This is a genomic window from Candidatus Pelagibacter bacterium nBUS_28, from assembly GCF_051200915.1.
GTDB lineage: Bacteria > Pseudomonadota > Alphaproteobacteria > Pelagibacterales > Pelagibacteraceae > Pelagibacter.
In genome coordinates this window covers 880961-897790 of sequence record NZ_CP172844.1, presented here as the reverse complement: position 1 = coordinate 897790, position 16830 = coordinate 880961, and the positions used below count along the sequence as shown (strand labels likewise).

At 28.8% G+C, this 16830-nt stretch carries 22 protein-coding genes and 1 riboswitch; of the genes, 4 read left to right on the top strand and 18 right to left on the bottom strand.

The genetic code is table 11. The features are described from left to right. The first annotated feature begins 132 nt into the window (after positions 1–132). A complete protein-coding gene (locus ACIJYC_RS04835) occupies positions 133–558 on the top strand; it encodes a YbaK/EbsC family protein (protein ID WP_435165024.1) in 426 nt (141 codons plus the stop codon). Between the two features lie 52 nt (positions 559–610). After that, entirely contained in the window at positions 611–1498 is an 888-nt protein-coding gene (locus ACIJYC_RS04830; protein WP_435165021.1) for a DMT family transporter, read from the top strand. Here the strand turns inward: ACIJYC_RS04830 and ACIJYC_RS04825 are convergent. The 3 genes from ACIJYC_RS04825 to ACIJYC_RS04815 all read right to left on the bottom strand — a co-directional run bounded on the left by ACIJYC_RS04825 (position 1491) and on the right by ACIJYC_RS04815 (position 3935). Further along, positions 1491–2396, bottom strand: a complete 906-nt coding sequence (locus ACIJYC_RS04825) for a homocysteine S-methyltransferase family protein (RefSeq protein WP_435165018.1) — start codon at positions 2394–2396, stop codon at positions 1491–1493. The genes ACIJYC_RS04830 and ACIJYC_RS04825 overlap by 8 nt on opposite strands. Before the next feature lie 5 nt (positions 2397–2401). Beyond that, a riboswitch (SAM riboswitch) is annotated at positions 2402–2467 on the bottom strand. Positions 2468–2559: 92 nt separating this feature from the next. After that, complete coding sequence (locus ACIJYC_RS04820) at positions 2560–3150, bottom strand: putative 2OG-Fe(II) oxygenase (RefSeq protein ID WP_435165015.1); 591 nt, start codon at positions 3148–3150, stop codon at positions 2560–2562. 38 nt (positions 3151–3188) lie between these two features. Then, a complete protein-coding gene (locus tag ACIJYC_RS04815) occupies positions 3189–3935 on the bottom strand; it encodes a sulfite exporter TauE/SafE family protein (RefSeq protein WP_435165012.1) in 747 nt (248 codons plus the stop codon). 14 nt (positions 3936–3949) lie between these two features. Here ACIJYC_RS04815 and moaB point away from each other — a divergent pair, with 14 nt between their 5' ends. Beyond that, entirely contained in the window at positions 3950–4450 is a 501-nt protein-coding gene (moaB, locus tag ACIJYC_RS04810; RefSeq protein ID WP_435165009.1) for a molybdenum cofactor biosynthesis protein B, read from the top strand. On the opposite strand, the gene ACIJYC_RS04805 is transcribed toward moaB, so the two are convergent. The 11 genes from ACIJYC_RS04805 to iolG all read right to left on the bottom strand — a co-directional run bounded on the left by ACIJYC_RS04805 (position 4451) and on the right by iolG (position 11909). After that, entirely contained in the window at positions 4451–4696 is a 246-nt protein-coding gene (locus ACIJYC_RS04805; protein WP_435165006.1) for a DUF1244 domain-containing protein, read from the bottom strand. Next, entirely contained in the window at positions 4689–5273 is a 585-nt protein-coding gene (locus ACIJYC_RS04800; protein ID WP_435165003.1) for a sulfite oxidase heme-binding subunit YedZ, read from the bottom strand. The genes ACIJYC_RS04805 and ACIJYC_RS04800 overlap by 8 nt, the downstream gene beginning before the upstream one ends. Beyond that, positions 5273–6178: a protein-methionine-sulfoxide reductase catalytic subunit MsrP gene (gene msrP, locus ACIJYC_RS04795; protein WP_435165000.1), complete on the bottom strand. Its 906-nt coding sequence runs from the start codon at positions 6176–6178 to the stop codon at positions 5273–5275. The genes ACIJYC_RS04800 and msrP overlap by 1 nt, the downstream gene beginning before the upstream one ends. Further along, a complete protein-coding gene (locus ACIJYC_RS04790) occupies positions 6165–6617 on the bottom strand; it encodes a molybdopterin synthase catalytic subunit (protein ID WP_435164998.1) in 453 nt (150 codons plus the stop codon). The genes msrP and ACIJYC_RS04790 overlap by 14 nt, the downstream gene beginning before the upstream one ends. Beyond that, the gene (locus ACIJYC_RS04785) at positions 6617–6886 is read right to left on the bottom strand and encodes a MoaD/ThiS family protein (protein WP_435164995.1); all 270 of its coding nucleotides are present in this window, start codon (positions 6884–6886) and stop codon (positions 6617–6619) included. Before ACIJYC_RS04785 ends, ACIJYC_RS04790 begins: the two co-directional genes overlap by 1 nt. A gap of 11 nt (positions 6887–6897) precedes the next feature. Further along, a complete protein-coding gene (gene moaC, locus ACIJYC_RS04780; RefSeq protein WP_435164992.1) occupies positions 6898–7443 on the bottom strand; it encodes a cyclic pyranopterin monophosphate synthase MoaC in 546 nt (181 codons plus the stop codon). Between the two features lies 1 nt (position 7444). After that, the gene (gene moaA, locus ACIJYC_RS04775; RefSeq protein WP_435115591.1) at positions 7445–8437 is read right to left on the bottom strand and encodes a GTP 3',8-cyclase MoaA; all 993 of its coding nucleotides are present in this window, start codon (positions 8435–8437) and stop codon (positions 7445–7447) included. Between the two features lie 142 nt (positions 8438–8579). Next, on the bottom strand, positions 8580–8903 hold the full coding sequence (locus ACIJYC_RS04770; protein WP_435115589.1) for a GYD domain-containing protein: 324 nt from the start codon (positions 8901–8903) through the stop codon (positions 8580–8582). 166 nt (positions 8904–9069) lie between these two features. Next, complete coding sequence (locus ACIJYC_RS04765; protein WP_435115587.1) at positions 9070–10032, bottom strand: aldo/keto reductase; 963 nt, start codon at positions 10030–10032, stop codon at positions 9070–9072. Between the two features lie 19 nt (positions 10033–10051). Continuing rightward, entirely contained in the window at positions 10052–10906 is an 855-nt protein-coding gene (locus ACIJYC_RS04760) for an SDR family oxidoreductase (protein ID WP_435164989.1), read from the bottom strand. A gap of 1 nt (position 10907) precedes the next feature. Beyond that, on the bottom strand, positions 10908–11909 hold the full coding sequence (gene iolG, locus ACIJYC_RS04755; RefSeq protein WP_435164986.1) for an inositol 2-dehydrogenase: 1002 nt from the start codon (positions 11907–11909) through the stop codon (positions 10908–10910). Between the two features lie 137 nt (positions 11910–12046). Here iolG and iolE point away from each other — a divergent pair, with 137 nt between their 5' ends. After that, positions 12047–12949: a myo-inosose-2 dehydratase gene (gene iolE, locus ACIJYC_RS04750; protein ID WP_435164984.1), complete on the top strand. Its 903-nt coding sequence runs from the start codon at positions 12047–12049 to the stop codon at positions 12947–12949. Between the two features lie 5 nt (positions 12950–12954). On the opposite strand, the gene ACIJYC_RS04745 is transcribed toward iolE, so the two are convergent. From ACIJYC_RS04745 to ACIJYC_RS04730, 4 genes are read right to left on the bottom strand one after another with little or no spacing between them, the layout of a single operon-like run. Continuing rightward, the gene (locus ACIJYC_RS04745) at positions 12955–13911 is read right to left on the bottom strand and encodes a hydroxyacid dehydrogenase (RefSeq protein ID WP_435164981.1); all 957 of its coding nucleotides are present in this window, start codon (positions 13909–13911) and stop codon (positions 12955–12957) included. 41 nt (positions 13912–13952) lie between these two features. Then, on the bottom strand, positions 13953–14942 hold the full coding sequence (locus ACIJYC_RS04740; RefSeq protein ID WP_435164979.1) for a phytanoyl-CoA dioxygenase family protein: 990 nt from the start codon (positions 14940–14942) through the stop codon (positions 13953–13955). Positions 14943–14956: 14 nt separating this feature from the next. Beyond that, complete coding sequence (locus tag ACIJYC_RS04735; protein ID WP_435115575.1) at positions 14957–15826, bottom strand: 2OG-Fe(II) oxygenase; 870 nt, start codon at positions 15824–15826, stop codon at positions 14957–14959. Continuing rightward, positions 15827–16771, bottom strand: a complete 945-nt coding sequence (locus tag ACIJYC_RS04730; RefSeq protein ID WP_435164976.1) for a ketopantoate reductase family protein — start codon at positions 16769–16771, stop codon at positions 15827–15829. It abuts the gene before it with no gap. Positions 16772–16830 lie beyond the last annotated feature (59 nt).

Sequence of the window (16830 nt, the reverse complement as noted above, 5' to 3'; positions counted from 1 at the left end):
TCTCCTATATAATTTTATGAGTAGTAATTAACAAATTAATCCCGAAAAATATTGCTAATTTAATAAATAACACCTATGCAATTTTCACATAAGTAATGTATTTATTCAATATTATTTAATAAGATTTTCATAATGAACTCATTACTGAACAAAGAGCCAGTTAAAAGAGCTGAAAAAGCAATTAAAGCATTTAATTCTAATTTAGAAATTATTTGTTTGGAAAAAACAGCTCGTACTGCACAAGATGCGGCTACAGCTTTGGGTTGTAATGTTGGTGCAATTGTTAAAAGTTTGCTGTTTAAAACTGAGGATAATTTCATTCTTTGTTTAGTATCTGGAGATAAAAGATGCTCCTTAAATAAACTTAAAAATATTTTTAATTTTAAAGATGTTTCTATGGCACATCCAGATGAAGTTAAAAAAATTACTGGATATACTATTGGTGGAGTTTCTCCTGTAGGACATTTAAATAAATTAAAAATCTATATTGATAATAATTTAGAAAGATTTACAACCATTTTTGCTGAGCTGGGCACCCAAACTGCGTATTTAAAATAGATTTTAAACAATTAACAGTCTTAACTGATGGTGAAAAAAAAGACATAACAGAATGAGACAACCAAAATTAATAGATTACATCTTATTAACAACATTAGCTTTGATTTGGGCTTCAGCTTTTTTTAATATTAAGATAGCCACTTATTCTTTTGGACCTGTAACAATTGCTTTTTTGAGAGTTTTTTTTGGGGCAATTCCTGTTTTACTTCTTTGCTATTATAAAAATATAAAAATTGAAGCTTTTTCAAAAGACTGGCATTGGTTTGCAATGATAGGATTTATTAATTTAGTAGCTCCATTTTTCTTAATAGCATATGGGGTAAAGTCTGTTCAAAGTAACCTAGCAGCAATTTTAATGTCTACTACTCCTTTAAGCTCAACTGTACTAGGACATTTTTATACTAAAAATGAAAAGTTTAATTTAGTAAAAACCATTGGAATTTTAATTGGTTTCTCAGGAATTGTATTTTTATTTTCTGACAACCTTTTAATTGACCAAAATAATTTTGGATCAGCATTATTGATATTACTTGGCTCAACTTGTTATGTAATTGGTGGTGTTTTAACTTTAAAAATTAGTAAGAAAAAAAATGAAAATGTAACAGGCTCAATATTGATTTGGGCAATTATAATTTTAATTCCATTAGTAAGCTTTATAGAGCAACCCTGGCAATCTATTCCAAGAACAGACTCTATGATATCAGCTATATACTTAGGACTTGTTCCAACTGGAGTTGCTTGGTTATTGCGATTTAGAATTTTAAAAAATAATGGTTTAATTTTTCAATCGCAAGTTTCATACTTAATACCAATATTTGGAACCACCTTAAGTTACATTTTTTTAAAAGAATTAATAACTATTAAAGTTTTAATATCTTTAATAGCAGTTTGTATTGGTATCTATTTTGTAAAAAAAGCTGATAACAAAAAAACTATTTGAGTTTTGCCATTGCCGCAATATGAGAAGGTCTAGTTTCACAACATCCTCCTAATATAGTAGCACCATTTTCTTTAAACTTTTTTGCGATTTCCCCAATATTTTCTGGTGTAAAATCATGTCTATGACCCAGGAATTCATTTGGATTTCCTCCAGAATTTTTAAAAAAAGAAGACGTATAACCATTTTTTGGTTTTGTTGTCATAAATCCATTTAATTTAAAACCAAATGGAACATTTAATTCTTTCATTTCTATCAGATTTTTTTCATAATTTTCAGGAGATACACAAGAAAGCATGACACCCAATAATTTGTCATCAATAATGGTTTTAATATCAGAAATTTTTTCACCACTTGGTAAGTTGGTTCCTTCAGATATATGAATACCGATCAGATAAGGTTTTTTAAATTCTTTGATAGCCTTAATTCCGCATTTAAACTCTTTAATACTACTCCACACATCAAAATAAAAAAAATCAACATAATCATTTAATAGCCTCGCTTGCTCATTAAATGTATTGATAATTTCTTCTTCACTTCTTTCATCCGCTTCATAAGTTAATTCTTGAGGAGGTAGTCCACCAGCAATTAAAACATTTGGAAATTCTTTTTTTACTTTGTGAGCAATTTCTCCAGCTTTTATATTTAGATACTCAAATTTATCTTCAATATTATTTTCTCGAAGCCTTTTTCGTCTCGTCGTAAAAGTCGTGGTAACAATTACTTCAGCTCCCGCTTTTACAAAATCTCTATGTGTATCTTGTAGTAATTGGTGATAATTTTCATCTAATATTGCATTAGCACTCCATAATGTTCCGTTAGGTTTCATTCCTCTAGCTAGAAGTTCTTGACCCATTCCACCGTCTAATACTCTTGTTTGTTTGAAAAAATTTAAGTCCATTTAATCCACACTTTTTTAGTGCTTCAGCTTTTTGCTAGGTGCACAATATAGTTCAAATACCTTGCTTATTGATTTTAAATGGGAATTTTCTTTTTAGCAGTTAAAGCCCGCAATAAGATCAAATCGGCATATAATTTATAAAACTTTAAAGACTAATTGTAAACTATTTTTTTAAAATAATTTTTGCATTGAAAGAAAAAGATCTTCGTTCACCTTCAATATTAAATGGATAAGCAGTATGCATTAAGTAGTTTGGAAAAATTATTAATTCTTTGATTTTGGGAACAATATTATAGATACTTTTACTTAAGAATCCTCTTTGACCATTAATAAAATCAATTGTTCCATTGGTTTTGACTTTTTTATTTTTTACCATTTTATTGCTAGTCATACCTTTGGGTAATTTCAGATAACCAACACCTGACAAATCACCTTCGTGGTAATGTATAGGGTTATACTCACCTTTAAATTGTCGAACCACCCAAAGATTTAAAATTTTTATTTCTTTGATTTCTTGTATTTTTTCATTTGATAAAAATTTGATAATATTTTTTTTTAACTCTTTATCTAAGTGTTTTCTGATAAATTTATCTGAAATTTTCAATTCTTTTTTAATTTGGCTTGCTAATTTTGAGCTGTAATCAATTTTTTTTGATTTTGATTTTTCATCAAACTCTTTGTTTAATATGTCAAAAAATTTATTTGAAATTCTTGCCTTACCTATTGATGGACCAAATGGTTTAATATTCTTCATTGTGTGATTAAATATAGTAAAAGACAATTAAATCAAGATTATGGTAATAATCTAGATCCCATTCTTATAGCCACAAAGATAACCAATAAAGATGTTATTATAGCTAGAGTTTTGCCAGACAAAAATTTTATATTCAAAAAATTTCCAATTTGCCCTCCTATTAACACCGCTATAAAAAGAGGCCAAAAATTTAAAAACTCATCAAACACAATATCTTTTGTTAATTGACCAGCTACACCAAATATTGAATTAATTAAAATAAATAAAGATGCGGTAGTAGCAATTTGCTTTGGATATCCTGCTTTCATTAAAAATAAAATTGGACTTAAAAATATGCCGCCACCAATTCCAATAATTCCTGAAGTAAAACCAATTATAGAGCCTATTAAGTGTGAAATGATTTTTGGGATTGATTTTATCTTAATTTGATCATCATTAAATGACTTGCTTTCAATCAATAAAAAAATCCCAGCAATGATTAATATAACAAACAATAGTATTTCAAATAATTCTTTAGTGATGGTCATTGAGGCTCCAAAAAACGCAAAAGGTATAGAACCTATTAAATATGGAGTAAGTAATTTAAGATTAAGATTACCAGATCTTACGTAGTTTATAGAGTTGCCTGAAACGACTATGATATTGCAAATTAAAGCTAATATTGGAAAAATATAATATGGAATATCCCAAATCAACATTAATGCCAGGTAGGTAGATCCCCCGCCAAAGCCAACACTAGAATAAAATATTGCTGTTATAAAAAAAAATATTGATAATATAATCATACTTAAAATTTATTATGAATGTAAATATAGCTTTATTAACTGTAACAGATACTAGAACTTTTGATAACGATAAATCCGGAGCAATTCTTGTAGAAAAGATTAAAGAAGCTAATCATAATTTAATTGATAGAAAAATCTGTAAAGATAGTAAAGAAGACATCGTTTCAATCTTAAAAGAATGGATTAATAAAAAAGATATTGATGTAGTTATAACTACTGGAGGTACGGGCTTAACAGGAAGGGATATAACCCCAGAAGCAATAGATGAAATTGCTGATAAACAAATACCTGGATTTGGTGAAGTTTTTAGAACTATAAGTCTTAAAACAGTAGGCACTTCTGCAATACAGTCTAGAGCTTGCGCAGTTTTAGCAAACGGTAAATATGTTTTTGCATTACCTGGATCATCTGGTGGTGTTACTGATGCTTGGGATGGAATTTTAAAACATCAATTAGATATTAATCACAAGCCTTGTAATTTTGTTGAATTATTCCCTAGACTTAAAGAAAAATAATTATTTTTGATATTTTTCTTTCCATTCTGTGTAAGGCATTCCATAAATATGCTCTCTAGCATCAGGATCAGATATAGTTATGCCCTTTTTTTCAGCTTCTTCCCTATACCATCTAGATAAACAATTTCTGCAAAAATTAGCTAAATTCATAAGATCAATATTTTGAACATCTTTTCTTTCATCTAAATGGTTCAATAACCTATCAAATGTAGCTGATTGAATTTCTTTTTTTGTTTTATCATCCATAATTTGTCTCTCTTTTTTTTATTTTAATTCTTAGGGTTAGCAAAACAAGTATAATTAACATGAAAATTAAAGGTTTAAAAAAAATCGTTTTTGATAGCCAAATATAATGAAGTGAACCAAAGATTGCTATTATGTAAATTAATCTATGTAATTTTTTCCAATTATGTCTTAATAATTTTGCCATTTTTTGAGACGAGGTAAAAGCTAATGGAATTAATAATAGCCAAGCTGAAAATCCAATAAATATATATTTCTTCTTTAAAACATCGTTTAAAATTTGCTGCCAATCAAGCCTATAGTCTATAACTACATAAGTAATCAAATGAATAGTTGCATAAAAAAAAACAAATAATCCCAACATTCTTCTAAACTTTATCCAAAAAACTAAATTAGTAAATCTTTTAAGAGGACTCATTGCTAAAGTTAAGCAGATAAAAATTAATGTCCATTCACCTGTGTGATGAGTGATTTCTTTTACTGGTTCTGGACCTAATTGATTGAAATAAATTTTAGATATAATTATCAAGAAAGGAATAAGACTTAAAATGAAAATACCAGGCTTTAAAAATTTATTCATTAAAAATACTTTTTTAAATCCATACCACTATACAAATTAGCTACCTCATCTCCATAACCGTTAAACATTAAAGTTTTTATTCTTGGTGCAAAAATATCATTTCCAATAACTCTTTCAGTTGCTTGAGACCATCTCGGATGATTAACATCAGGGTTAACATTTGAATAAAAACCATACTCTCTTGGTGAAGCCCACATCCACGACGAGGTTGGCATTTTTTCAACCAATTCTATCTTCACAATAGCCTTTGCACTTTTAAAACCATATTTCCATGGAATAAAAATTCTAAGAGGAGCACCATTTTGATTGGGAAGTTTTTTATTATATAAACCTGTTACCACTGTAGTTAATGGATGCATTGCTTCATCAATTCTTAATCCTTCTTTATAAGGCCAATTTAAAACTGGATATCTTTGGCCTCTCATTTGATCAGGATCATAAACACTTTCAAATTTAACAAATTTTGCTTTGGAAGTAGGAGTGACCTTAGATAACAATTTACTTAAAGAAAAACCCATCCAAGGAATTACCATTGACCATCCCTCAACGCATCTTAAGCGATATATTCTTTCTTCAGACTCAATCGTTTCTGAGATTTCTTCCATAGATATTTTGATAGGATTTTCAACTTCACCTTCAATACTAATATTCCAAGGTTTTGTTTTAAAATTTTGTGAATTAATATATGGATCACTTTTAGAAGTTCCAAACTCATAATAATTGTTATAGGTCGTGATATCTTTGTAGCTCGTATATTTTTTTTCTTCTTGAGATAAAGCATCATTAACAGAGATAAATGAAGTCATTGCAATGGACCCAGCACTTAAACCAATTGATTTAATAAATGATCTTCTATTTTTATAAATTTTTTCAGGTGTTATTTCTGAATATTTAATTTTTTTCATGAATTACAGGATTGCCTTTTAGCCAGTTACTTTCATTATTTGTGTAATGTTCTTTTTTCCAAATCGGTGACCTTTTCTTAATTTCTTCAATTATGTATCTAGATAAAATATAAGCTTCATCACGATGTTTACAGGCAACACCAATAATGATACCTACTTCACCAAGATTTAAATAACCTTTTGCATGTTCAATAAATACTGCTTTATCTTTGATATTTAGCTTTTGATCTGCTTCATTATAAATTTCTTCAAAACTCTTTATAACAAGTGCATCATGACTATCATAAGTTATTCCTAATACATTTTTATTATCGTTTTGATTTCTGACAGTTCCAGAAAAAAAGATTGATGCTCCAAATTCATAAGATGAAATAAAATTTTCAGCTTCTAAAATCGAAAGTTTTTTTTCTTTTGTATCAATTACTTTTGTATGAAGCATTAACCTCCTCCGATAGGGGGTATAATAGCAATTTTTTCATTACTTGTTATTTTATAATTGTCGCTGATAATATTGTTATTTTCAGAACAAAATGCAGATGAATTTACAATATTTTTAAAATTTTCATTACCCTTGAATTTTTTATCTAAGAATTCAACTATTTTATTTCTAATATCTTTAATTGTTGAATTGTGTTCAATATCTAATTCTATAAAATTTTGATCACTAAAATCTCGACTTGCTCCAAATAACTCAATTTGTATCTTCATCAATATTTTAATTAAAATATTTCTTTTAAAAAATTAGGTAGTCCATCAGGATTTTTCCATAGACCACTTTTTCCACCTTCTTTGATTAATAATTTTACATCATCGATTTTTAAATGGGGATTAACAATTTTACTTAAATCGTAAATAGTTATTAAGGCAGCATTTACTCCCATAATTGCTTCCATCTCCACACCTGTTTTCGCATATGTAGAAACAACACAAAATACTTCAAGTGAACTTTCTTTATCATGCATAATAATTTTAGTAGCAGTATGATCAATTGGTAGTGGATGACACAAGGGTATTAATTCACTGGTTTTTTTAACCCCTAAAACTGCAGAAACTTCTGCTAAAGCTACTGGGTCTCCTTTAGGCATTTCTTTATTTTTAATTAAATGAAAAACTTCTTTGCCAACATAAATTTTTCCAGATGCTAAAGCTCTTCTTTGAGTTTCCTTTTTGGCTGAAACATCTACCATATTAAAAGAATTTTTTTTAAAAATTTCTTCTGCCCAATCTTTTAATTCGTTGTTTTTTATCACTTTTAAATTTTTCATATTAACCACCAGTAGTCGATAAATTCTTTGTTAAACCAGTTTCACCGATCTCTAAATAATGAGACTCTTTTTTAAAATTAAGCTGTTTTAAAATCAAATCTTTTAACTCATCGATTTGACTATCTTTTTGCATTAAGTGTCTAATATTTATTCCAGTATTACCAAACAAACATAATCTTAAATCACCTTTAGCCGTTATTCTTAATCTATTACAACTTTTACAAAAATCTTTAGAGTAGGGAGCAATAACACCAAATTTCCCTTGAAACTTTGGGTTTAAATAGTTTTTTGATGGCCCTGAATCTTTACCAAATGTTTGAATAACCCAATTATTGTTGTTTAAATAGTCTGTAAATTTTTTTGCAGGAACATGATAGTTGTTAAAATAGTCTAGATTATCTCCTGTTTGCATCAACTCAATATATCTAAAATCAATTTCATTATTTTTTACAAATTCAGCCCAATCATTAAAATCTTTCTCAGAGTCATTTACTCCTTTTAATAAAACAGCATTGATCTTAATATTTTTGAAATTTAATTTTTGTAATTTTTTAATACCTCTAAGAATTTCCTCTAATCTGTTGTGTCCCGTAATCTTTTTAAAAGTTTCAGCATTTAAACTATCTATACTAATATTAATTCCATCTAAGCCACTATTTTTTATATCATTTGCTATTTTATCTAATCTGTAACCATTAGTAGTTATTACAGTTTTTTTGATCCCTGAATTCTCTTTAATAATCTTAATAATCTCAAAAAAATCTTTTCTAACAGTCGGTTCACCACCAGTAAGTCTAATTTTTGATACACCAAGTTGTGACAGTGCTTTTGCTAATCTACCAATTTCATCAGTATTGATGAAAGTTCTATTATCACTTTTATCAATTTTATATCCATTAGGTAAACAGTATCCACATTTAAAATTGCACACATCTGTAATTGACAATCTAATGTATGGAAATTTTCTACCAAAGCTATCCTTAAGAATATTCATATACAATTACAATATATATATGATTTTATATAATATGAGTAAAATTCTTTAAGAAAAAAAATTATATAATCTAAAAAGATTGTTACTATTATAGAGATATTTAACTCCTCCTCTAAAAAATAGAGGAAGAGCTTTTTTGTAATTATTTACCTGGTTCTTTGTAGCCACCAACCATTTTGTTTGCAATTTTTGCAATACCATTCAAGTCAATAGCCTCTAATACAGTAAAGTCAGTTACAGCCCCACTCGAAACCGCAACCATTCCTGATGCAGCTGCTTGATCAAAAGTACCTTCGACTTCTACCATGAAATCATACTTGCCTCTTAAACCAGCATAGCCAGTAAGTTTTGCACCACCTGCTTCAGCTAAAGCTGTAGTAGCAGCTTTTCGATCTGTGTCTGGATTACTTACAAAGCCTCCAAGACCTTTATCCGTATATCTTCCTAGTATATAAAACTTAGCCATTAAGACCTCCTTTTAATTTGACTAATTAAAATAGAAAAACAGAGTCATTGCAATAGATATATATCCACAGCATTTTTTAACTTTAAATTAATGTATTTTTTAACTGTTAAGTCGTACCATTTCTTTAAACTCAACTTTATGTATAGTTTATTTGTAATCTTTTAAACTATCCTGATGTGAAAACTCTTTCAGACTCTGGGTCATTAGTAGAAAATGGTAGTTTTGATATTTCATCCCAAAATTCACCAGAAATTTCAGCATTTGCCCAAGCCAAATTTTTTTCTATGCTTTCAACACTAGTTACACCACATATCGTTGAGGTAATTCTATTATCTCTTAAAGAAAACTGAAGTGCAGCTGCTCCTAATTCCACATTATGTTTTTTGCAAACTTTTTCAAACTCACGAGCAGGGGCTAATTTCTCTTCCGTAGCATCCTGATAGGTTACTTTTTTAAAGTTATCAGGACCTTTTGCTAAAACACCACCAGCGTAAGGAGCAGCATTGAAAATTGATATATTTTTACTATGAGCATAATCATACATTTCATTAGCCTCTCTATTTATTAGGGTATATCTGTTATGATTAATTATCACGTCAAAATCCCAATCTTTTAGCAAAGGAAACATAATATCTACTTTACCCATTGCAACACCTGCTGCTTTAGCAAGACCTTCATCTTTAATTTTAAATAACTCATCCATTGCTCCATCTTTTTTTGTAATATCAGTAATGTCTTTTGCATATTCTGGATCATGTAAAAATAAAATATCAACAGAGTCTACATTTAACGTTTTTAAACTTTCTTCTAATGATTCTCTAACTCTATTTTTATCGAGAACTAAGGTGTCCATATTTCTGTCTAGTTTTGTAGATAAAAGAAAACCTTTAGGCCATCCTCCATTTTCTTTAATTGCTTTTCCAATTCTTTTTTCACTTTCACCCATTGCGTAATTTCTTGATGTATCAAGCATATTAACAGGCCCTTGAAAAAATCTATTTAGAGTTTTTTGAGCCCTATCTTCAGGCACTTCATAACCGTATGTGTCTGGCATACTTCCCAAAGAGGATGTTCCAAAACTCAATTCTGTAACTTCTAAACCAGTATCTTTAATTTTATTTTTTTTCATTATTTAATTTAAATTAGGCTCACTCACCTAAAATACTATCATCTAATTTTTTGGTGTCATATGCTGAATATGAATGCCATCCTGCAACCGTTTGATCAAAATCAACAATGCTTCCGGTCATAATTCCAGACTCATCTGAACATAAGAAAGCTAAGATCTTTGCAACATCCAAAGGTTTGTTTAATCTTTTAAAAGGAACTTTTGCTTCAGCTTTTTTTAGCCAATCATCATCTGCGTTGTGAAATTTTTTTTGAATTACGGTTTCTGCTGGTGTGTCTGTCCATCCCAAATTTACTCCGTTTACTCTTATTTGATGCCCGGAAACTGAATTTGCAACATTTTTAATCATTATTGCTAATGCTGCTTTAGAAGAACTGTAAGCAGTTAAGAAAGGCATACCACTGTATCCGGCCATTGATAAAATATGAGCAATAGTTCCTTTTTTTTTATCTCTAATCATTATTTTTATAACATCTTGCATCATAAAAAGAGGAGCTTTTACATTTACATTAAAATTTTTATCATAATTTTCTTCTGTCGTGCTTAAGATCGTTCCTCTCTCAGTAAAAGCGGCAACATTTATAAAACTATCTACAGTATTAAATTTTTTATCAGTTTCAGAAACTATTTTTTTACAGTCTGTAAGTTTCTCTAAATCTGCTTGAACATATAAGCATTCTGCACCTATGCTTTCTATCTCAGATTTTACTTTATTTCCTTTATCACTATTTCTTCCACAAATAGTTATTCCTTTAGCACCTCTACTTGCTAGTAATTTTGCGGTCTCAGCTCCACTTCCTTGAGTACTTCCTGTTACAATTATTATTTTATCTTTAAATTGGTTAGATTGTTCAGATATATATTTATTAGACATATTAGAATTTTATATCTATTACTTTACCACTTTCAAACGATTGATATGCTGCGTTAGCTATTATCAAAGCATTTCTACCATCTTCAAATCCCACCAAAGGTTTTGATTTATCCTCAACACATTTTACAAACTCATTAAATTGATCTCTGTAAGCTTGCTCGTATCTTTCAATAAAAAAGAAATGTATAGGTTCTTTTTCATCAGTAGATGTATTTGTATATCTTTGTATGGATGTAGGGGTTTGATTGTTTGAAATTACCATACCTTTACTACCAAAAACCTCTACTCTTTGATCATACCCATATACAGCTCTTCTAGAATTATTTATATGAATTAAAACTCCATTTTTTGACTTTAGAATAAACATAGCAGTATCCAGATCTTTTTCTTGTTGCACATTTTTATCAAATAAAGCATCTCCAAATGCAGATATTTGAACTACAGGATCATCCCCTAATATAAATCTAGTTAAATCAAAATCATGGATAGTAGTATCTCTAAAAAATCCTCCTGCAGCTTTTAAATAATCAATTCCTGGAGGCTCAGGATCTCTACTTGTAATAACAACCATTTCCAATTCACCAATTTCTTTTTTTACTTTTGCCTGTTGCACCTTTGCATGACTGGCATCAAATCTTCTATTAAAACCAATTTGAATAGGAACGTTTGTTCCCTTAATATTTTCCATACACTCATTTACTTTATTGATATCTAAATCAATTGGCTTTTCACAAAAAATTGCTTTTCCAGCTTTCGCTGCCATTGTAATAAATTGAGTATGAGTTGGAGTAGCCGATGCTATTAGAACTGCGTCTATATCGTCAGCCTTTATAGCTTCTTCTGGTGAAGATGCTATTAAACACCCTGTTGATTTTGATATTTCTTCGGCAAACTGAGAATTAACATCATATACATATTTTAATTTTGCTTTTGGATGTAATGCTATAAATTTAGCATGCATTTTTCCAATCCGTCCTGCTCCCATTAAAGAAAAGTTAATCATAAGAATTTACAACAGAATTAAAGATTGAAATCAAGAAACAATTTTTCAAGATGAATTAAATATGAATTATAAAGATAATTTTCTTGATGCACAAAAGATCATAATTTAGAAATGCATTTAATTTTTAATAATTTTATATGTCAATTAAATTAGGAATAGCACCAATTGCATGGAGTAATGATGATATGCCTGAATTGGGAGGTGACACTCCTTTAGAACAATGTTTGTCTGAAGCTAGTCAGGCAGGATTTATTGGAATTGAGTCTGGTGGTAAATTTCCAAAAAAATCAGAAGAATTAATTCCCAAACTTAATAAATTTAACCTAAATCTTTGCTCAGGTTGGTATGGAGCGAATTTAAGAAAAAATAATGTAAATGAAGAAAAAAATTTAATTCAAGATCAGTTAAAACTTTTTAAAGATTGCAATTCACCTTGTATGGTTTTTGCTGAAGTTTCTGATTCAATCCAAGGAGATCCAAATCGAAAATTATCTACAAGACCTCAAATGGATCTTGAAGAGTCAAAAAAATACTATGAAAAAATTTCAGAAATGGGAAAATATCTTGAAGATGAAGGGATGCCACTTGCTTACCATCATCATATGGGCACTGTAATAGAGACTGAAGAGGATACAGTAAGATTGCTTGAAAACACGCATGATAGTGTAAAACTTACATTAGACACTGGTCACATGTTATTTGCTAAAGGAGAGTCGTTAAAAATATTAAATGATTTTAGTGAAAGATTAATTCATATGCATTGTAAAGATATTAGAAAAAATGTTTTAGAAAAATCTTTGAAAGAAGATTTAAGTTTTAGAGGGGCATTTTTAGAGGGTGCATTTACAGTTCCAGGTGATGGGTGTATTGATTACAAGCCTTTGTTCGATGTATTGAAAGAAAAAAATTACTCAGGTTGGTTAGTGGTAGAAGCGGAACAAGATCCTTCAAAAGCAAATCCATTTGAATATGCAAAGATTGGCTATAAATATTTAACAGAAACTCTTAAAAAAAGTAACTTAGAAGTTTTTCAAAACTAATTTTTTTATAATTTTACAATTTTAGATTTTTCTAACTTTTGATCAAAAAAATCAATAATATTTTGTATTGTCTCTTTACCCATTCTTGTCATGCATTCTTCAGTAAAAGCTGCTGTGTGTGGACTTAGAAAAACTTTATCGTTTTTTAATAATGGATTGTTAAGTTCTGGTGGCTCAGTTTCAAAAACATCTAAACCAGCTCCAAAAATTAAACCTTCATTTAAAGCCTTATCTAGATCAACTTCATTTACAATACCACCTCTAGCCGCGTTAATAATAATACAATTATTTTTCATTGTTTTTAGTAAATCATAATTGATTATATTCTTAGTTTTATCATTTAATGGAATATGAAGAGATACTGCATCCATAGTTTTGCAAGCATCTTCCATACTATCAACCTTGATACCACCTAAATTTTCAATAACATCTTTAGAAACAAATGGATCATAGACAAAAACTTTCATTTCAAACCCTAGACATCGTTTTATTAAAGATTGACCAATTCTACCGAAACCAGCAATTAGTATATTTTTACTCCAAAGTTCAACAGTTTTTGGCAATTTGTTTCTATCATTAAATTTTCCTTTCTTAACAGTGTCATCATACATAGTTTTTCTTTTAGAAATATTAAGGAGCATAAACATTACATGTTCAGCCACAGCTACTGCATTTGCTGTTGCTGTAATTGCAAGTGTTAAATTATTTTTTTTAGAAGATTCTAAATCAATATTATCGTAACCAACACCGTGTCTAGAAATAATCTTTAAATTATTTGCTGCTTCAATTACATCCCCAGTCAATTTTGCTGTTCTTATCGATACTCCATCACAGTCTTTAATTTTAGATTTGAGAAAATCAGGATCTACATTTTCAACAATTTCAAATTCGTAATTTGTATTATTTTTAAGCAATTCAATACCAGCTTCATGAATAGGCTGTATAACTAAAATTTTTTTCATAAGCTCTTATACACAAATATATATTTTATAAAATTATTTATTTAAAAATTAATTAACTTAGATAGATCTCTTTTTTTATTTTTGAATGTAGGTAAAGAATATTTAAAGGCATATTTTCTAGGTATACATTTTTCTTTAGCTTTTTCCCACAGAGCAAGCCATTGTTTAAAATTTGAAATAGTAATATTTTTTTTATTTTTACTTTTTACATAAAAACTAGGTAATGGCTCTCGACCAGAGGTTTGACCTGCTTTATTATATCTGAGATCAGCACTTATTCTAAAATTATTTGATTTATTAGGAATAGAGCAATGTGCAGAGTGTCGGTGTAGCAAAACTATATCTCCCACATTAGCTTCTAAGTATGCTACTTTTTTTGAATTAAGTAACTTTGCATCTTTAATTTCAACTTGTCCTCTGTAGCCAGAGTGATGATTTAATAATCCTAATTTATTTATTCCAGGAATAGTAATCATACAGCCATTTCTCTTAGTTGTTTTTGTAAAAGGTATCCATACTGTTAAAAGTTCAGTTTTTTTTTGACCTTTAGCTGATAGTACAGCGGCATCTTGATGCCAAGGTGTCCTTCCGCTTAAACCATCATTAATTGATTTTTTAGGTAATGTTTTTTCTGGTTGTTTTATCCTTGTATTTTGAACTGGGTTAGAAAGTATTTCTGGGCCAAGTATTTTCTCAACGACTTTAAGTATTTTTTTATGTTTAATTAAATTCCAAAGAGAATGACTTGCAAAGTAATCGCTATCTTTTTTAACATGGTCTCTAGGTAGTCTTGTATTGAAATACTGATCTAGATCAAAAATATTAAGAGAAGATACAAACTTATATTTTTTTTCAAATTTAAATTTTAAAGCTTTTGATATTTTTTTTTTAGGAGAGAATTTATGAATCAGTCTATCCATTACATATTCCATGTCATTTAAGATGGGTTTCAGATCATTATCAAAATTTAAAACATTTTTTACTATTGAGTATCCCTGTTCTTCAAATTTTTTTTTAGTCAATGATTTCATTTTTTAAACTTATATTAATTTGTAGTTGGAATAGTAAGATAATTTGCATCATGAAAAGATGTAAGCATTTTTTTTTTATTTTTAATTATGTAGGGATAATAAGGAATATTATTAAATTTCCAAATTACTGGCTTATTCAGGGCGTAACTTCCATAAATAAAAAACCTTTTAGAACAATTTTTTTCAATAAATCTTTTTACACCATGATAAGAGTTGGGAGTTGATTGAAAAAAAACAGCTGTTCCTTGCTTAGGTGTAAACTCCTCCACAATTTCAAGTTCACTAATTTTAGGAAATCTTCTGAAGCTTTTTCTTAAGTTCTTTTTTGCCTTTTTTTTATAAATAGTTAGTGATCCACCGTTCTTTTTTGGAATATCTGTTAAGTAAATTAAAAAATTATATAATCTTGTAATGTCATCTCGATGTGGTCTTAATCTGTATCCACCTTTTGAAACAGAAAAATCAATATCTAAATTTACTTTTGGGTTTGAGTAATTATTCCCAAGCATTTTTTGAAGTTCACTTGAGTTTAATTTTTTTTTAATAGTAAACTTTTTTTGATTAAAGATTTTTGGAAGATTTGAGTTTTCCCAAGAGCCATCTTTAAAGTTTTTTTTAAATATACTTTCAATTTTTTTATAGAAAGATTTACTATTAAAAACTTTAAAGAGTTTTTCTGAGGTTTTTGATTTTTTAATATAATTATTAAAATTTTTAGACCCTTTGTTTATTCGACTTCTCCCACCCATGATCATGTCATCAAAAGATTTGGAGTTACTGATTTCTTTAATTAATGTTTTACAAATACTTTTTGGAATAACATTACTACCTACTAAAACTGGAAAATTACTTTTTATTTTTTTTAATTTCTCAATTTTTAGCATTTAGCTATACATTCCCTCCTTAACTTTGATCATTTTATACATTAAATCGTTTAGAGGAGTTTTTATTCCATGTTTTTTTCCAAGACTTGAAACCACACCACTTATAAAGTCAATTTCAGTTTTTCTCTTATATTGAACATCAAAAGCCATAGACGATTTATTTGTTTGGTTTGAATCTACAATTTTATTAAACATAAATAGACACTCATCCTCAGATACCTCAACACCATCTGCTAAAGCTACTTGTCTTGTCTCTAATATGATTTCTTTACCAAGAGATCTTGAAACATTATTTGCACTATTATTAATATATAAATCTGTGTGATGTAGATCAAAAATTGCAGATAAAGGACCAATTGCAGTTAATGCAAAAAGTTTCATCCATTTTCTTTTCTTTACATTATCTGCGGCAATTGTCTCTAAATTATATGCCGTGAAAGTATCAGCTACCTCTTTAACTCTTTCACTCATACCGCCCTCGTATTCTCCTATCCAAGATGGTAAAGCTGCGTGGTTCATTATATGTCCAGGTCCCAATATATTTGATGCTTGAGTTGTTGTTCCACCTAAAACTTTTTCAACTCCAACAATTTTTTGCATAATAGCCTCATGTCCAAAACCATTTTGAAAAGACATAAAAACAGTTTTTTCACCAATGATATTTATAATACTGTTGAGAGCTGGTTCTAGAACAGTTGCTTTGCACATTACTATTACTGCATCAACAACACCTACAGATGAAGGATCGGTTGTTGCTTTAACTTTTATAAATCTATCTCCACCATGTCCATCCATTTTAAGGCCGTTTTTATTTATTGTTTCTACATGCTCTTTCCAAACATCTATTAGAATTACATTTAGCCCTTTTTCAGCTAACAAACCTCCAAACAAACAGCCCATTGCACCAGCGCCTAAAACTGCAACTTTTAAATCTTTATTTATCATTATCTTTTTTTAAAATTAATTTATGTATAGATATTATATATATTATCTATAGACATATT

Coding starts and splice junctions, on each gene's coding strand:
- ACIJYC_RS04760 (WP_435164989.1), bottom strand. CDS start 10,906: ATGTCTAATAAATATATATCTGAACAATCTAACCAATTTAAAGATAAA.
- ACIJYC_RS04830 (WP_435165021.1), top strand. CDS start 611: ATGAGACAACCAAAATTAATAGATTACATCTTATTAACAACATTAGCT.
- ACIJYC_RS04785 (WP_435164995.1), bottom strand. CDS start 6,886: ATGAAGATACAAATTGAGTTATTTGGAGCAAGTCGAGATTTTAGTGAT.
- iolE (WP_435164984.1), top strand. CDS start 12,047: ATGTCAATTAAATTAGGAATAGCACCAATTGCATGGAGTAATGATGAT.
- ACIJYC_RS04790 (WP_435164998.1), bottom strand. CDS start 6,617: ATGCTTCATACAAAAGTAATTGATACAAAAGAAAAAAAACTTTCGATT.
- moaC (WP_435164992.1), bottom strand. CDS start 7,443: ATGAAAAATTTAAAAGTGATAAAAAACAACGAATTAAAAGATTGGGCA.
- ACIJYC_RS04800 (WP_435165003.1), bottom strand. CDS start 5,273: ATGAATAAATTTTTAAAGCCTGGTATTTTCATTTTAAGTCTTATTCCT.
- moaB (WP_435165009.1), top strand. CDS start 3,950: ATGAATGTAAATATAGCTTTATTAACTGTAACAGATACTAGAACTTTT.
- ACIJYC_RS04765 (WP_435115587.1), bottom strand. CDS start 10,032: ATGAAAAAAAATAAAATTAAAGATACTGGTTTAGAAGTTACAGAATTG.
- ACIJYC_RS04730 (WP_435164976.1), bottom strand. CDS start 16,771: ATGATAAATAAAGATTTAAAAGTTGCAGTTTTAGGCGCTGGTGCAATG.
- ACIJYC_RS04735 (WP_435115575.1), bottom strand. CDS start 15,826: ATGCTAAAAATTGAGAAATTAAAAAAAATAAAAAGTAATTTTCCAGTT.
- ACIJYC_RS04825 (WP_435165018.1), bottom strand. CDS start 2,396: ATGGACTTAAATTTTTTCAAACAAACAAGAGTATTAGACGGTGGAATG.
- ACIJYC_RS04740 (WP_435164979.1), bottom strand. CDS start 14,942: ATGAAATCATTGACTAAAAAAAAATTTGAAGAACAGGGATACTCAATA.
- ACIJYC_RS04805 (WP_435165006.1), bottom strand. CDS start 4,696: ATGGATGATAAAACAAAAAAAGAAATTCAATCAGCTACATTTGATAGG.
- ACIJYC_RS04745 (WP_435164981.1), bottom strand. CDS start 13,911: ATGAAAAAAATTTTAGTTATACAGCCTATTCATGAAGCTGGTATTGAA.
- ACIJYC_RS04770 (WP_435115589.1), bottom strand. CDS start 8,903: ATGGCTAAGTTTTATATACTAGGAAGATATACGGATAAAGGTCTTGGA.
- moaA (WP_435115591.1), bottom strand. CDS start 8,437: ATGAATATTCTTAAGGATAGCTTTGGTAGAAAATTTCCATACATTAGA.
- ACIJYC_RS04815 (WP_435165012.1), bottom strand. CDS start 3,935: ATGATTATATTATCAATATTTTTTTTTATAACAGCAATATTTTATTCT.
- ACIJYC_RS04820 (WP_435165015.1), bottom strand. CDS start 3,150: ATGAAGAATATTAAACCATTTGGTCCATCAATAGGTAAGGCAAGAATT.
- ACIJYC_RS04835 (WP_435165024.1), top strand. CDS start 133: ATGAACTCATTACTGAACAAAGAGCCAGTTAAAAGAGCTGAAAAAGCA.
- msrP (WP_435165000.1), bottom strand. CDS start 6,178: ATGAAAAAAATTAAATATTCAGAAATAACACCTGAAAAAATTTATAAA.
- iolG (WP_435164986.1), bottom strand. CDS start 11,909: ATGATTAACTTTTCTTTAATGGGAGCAGGACGGATTGGAAAAATGCAT.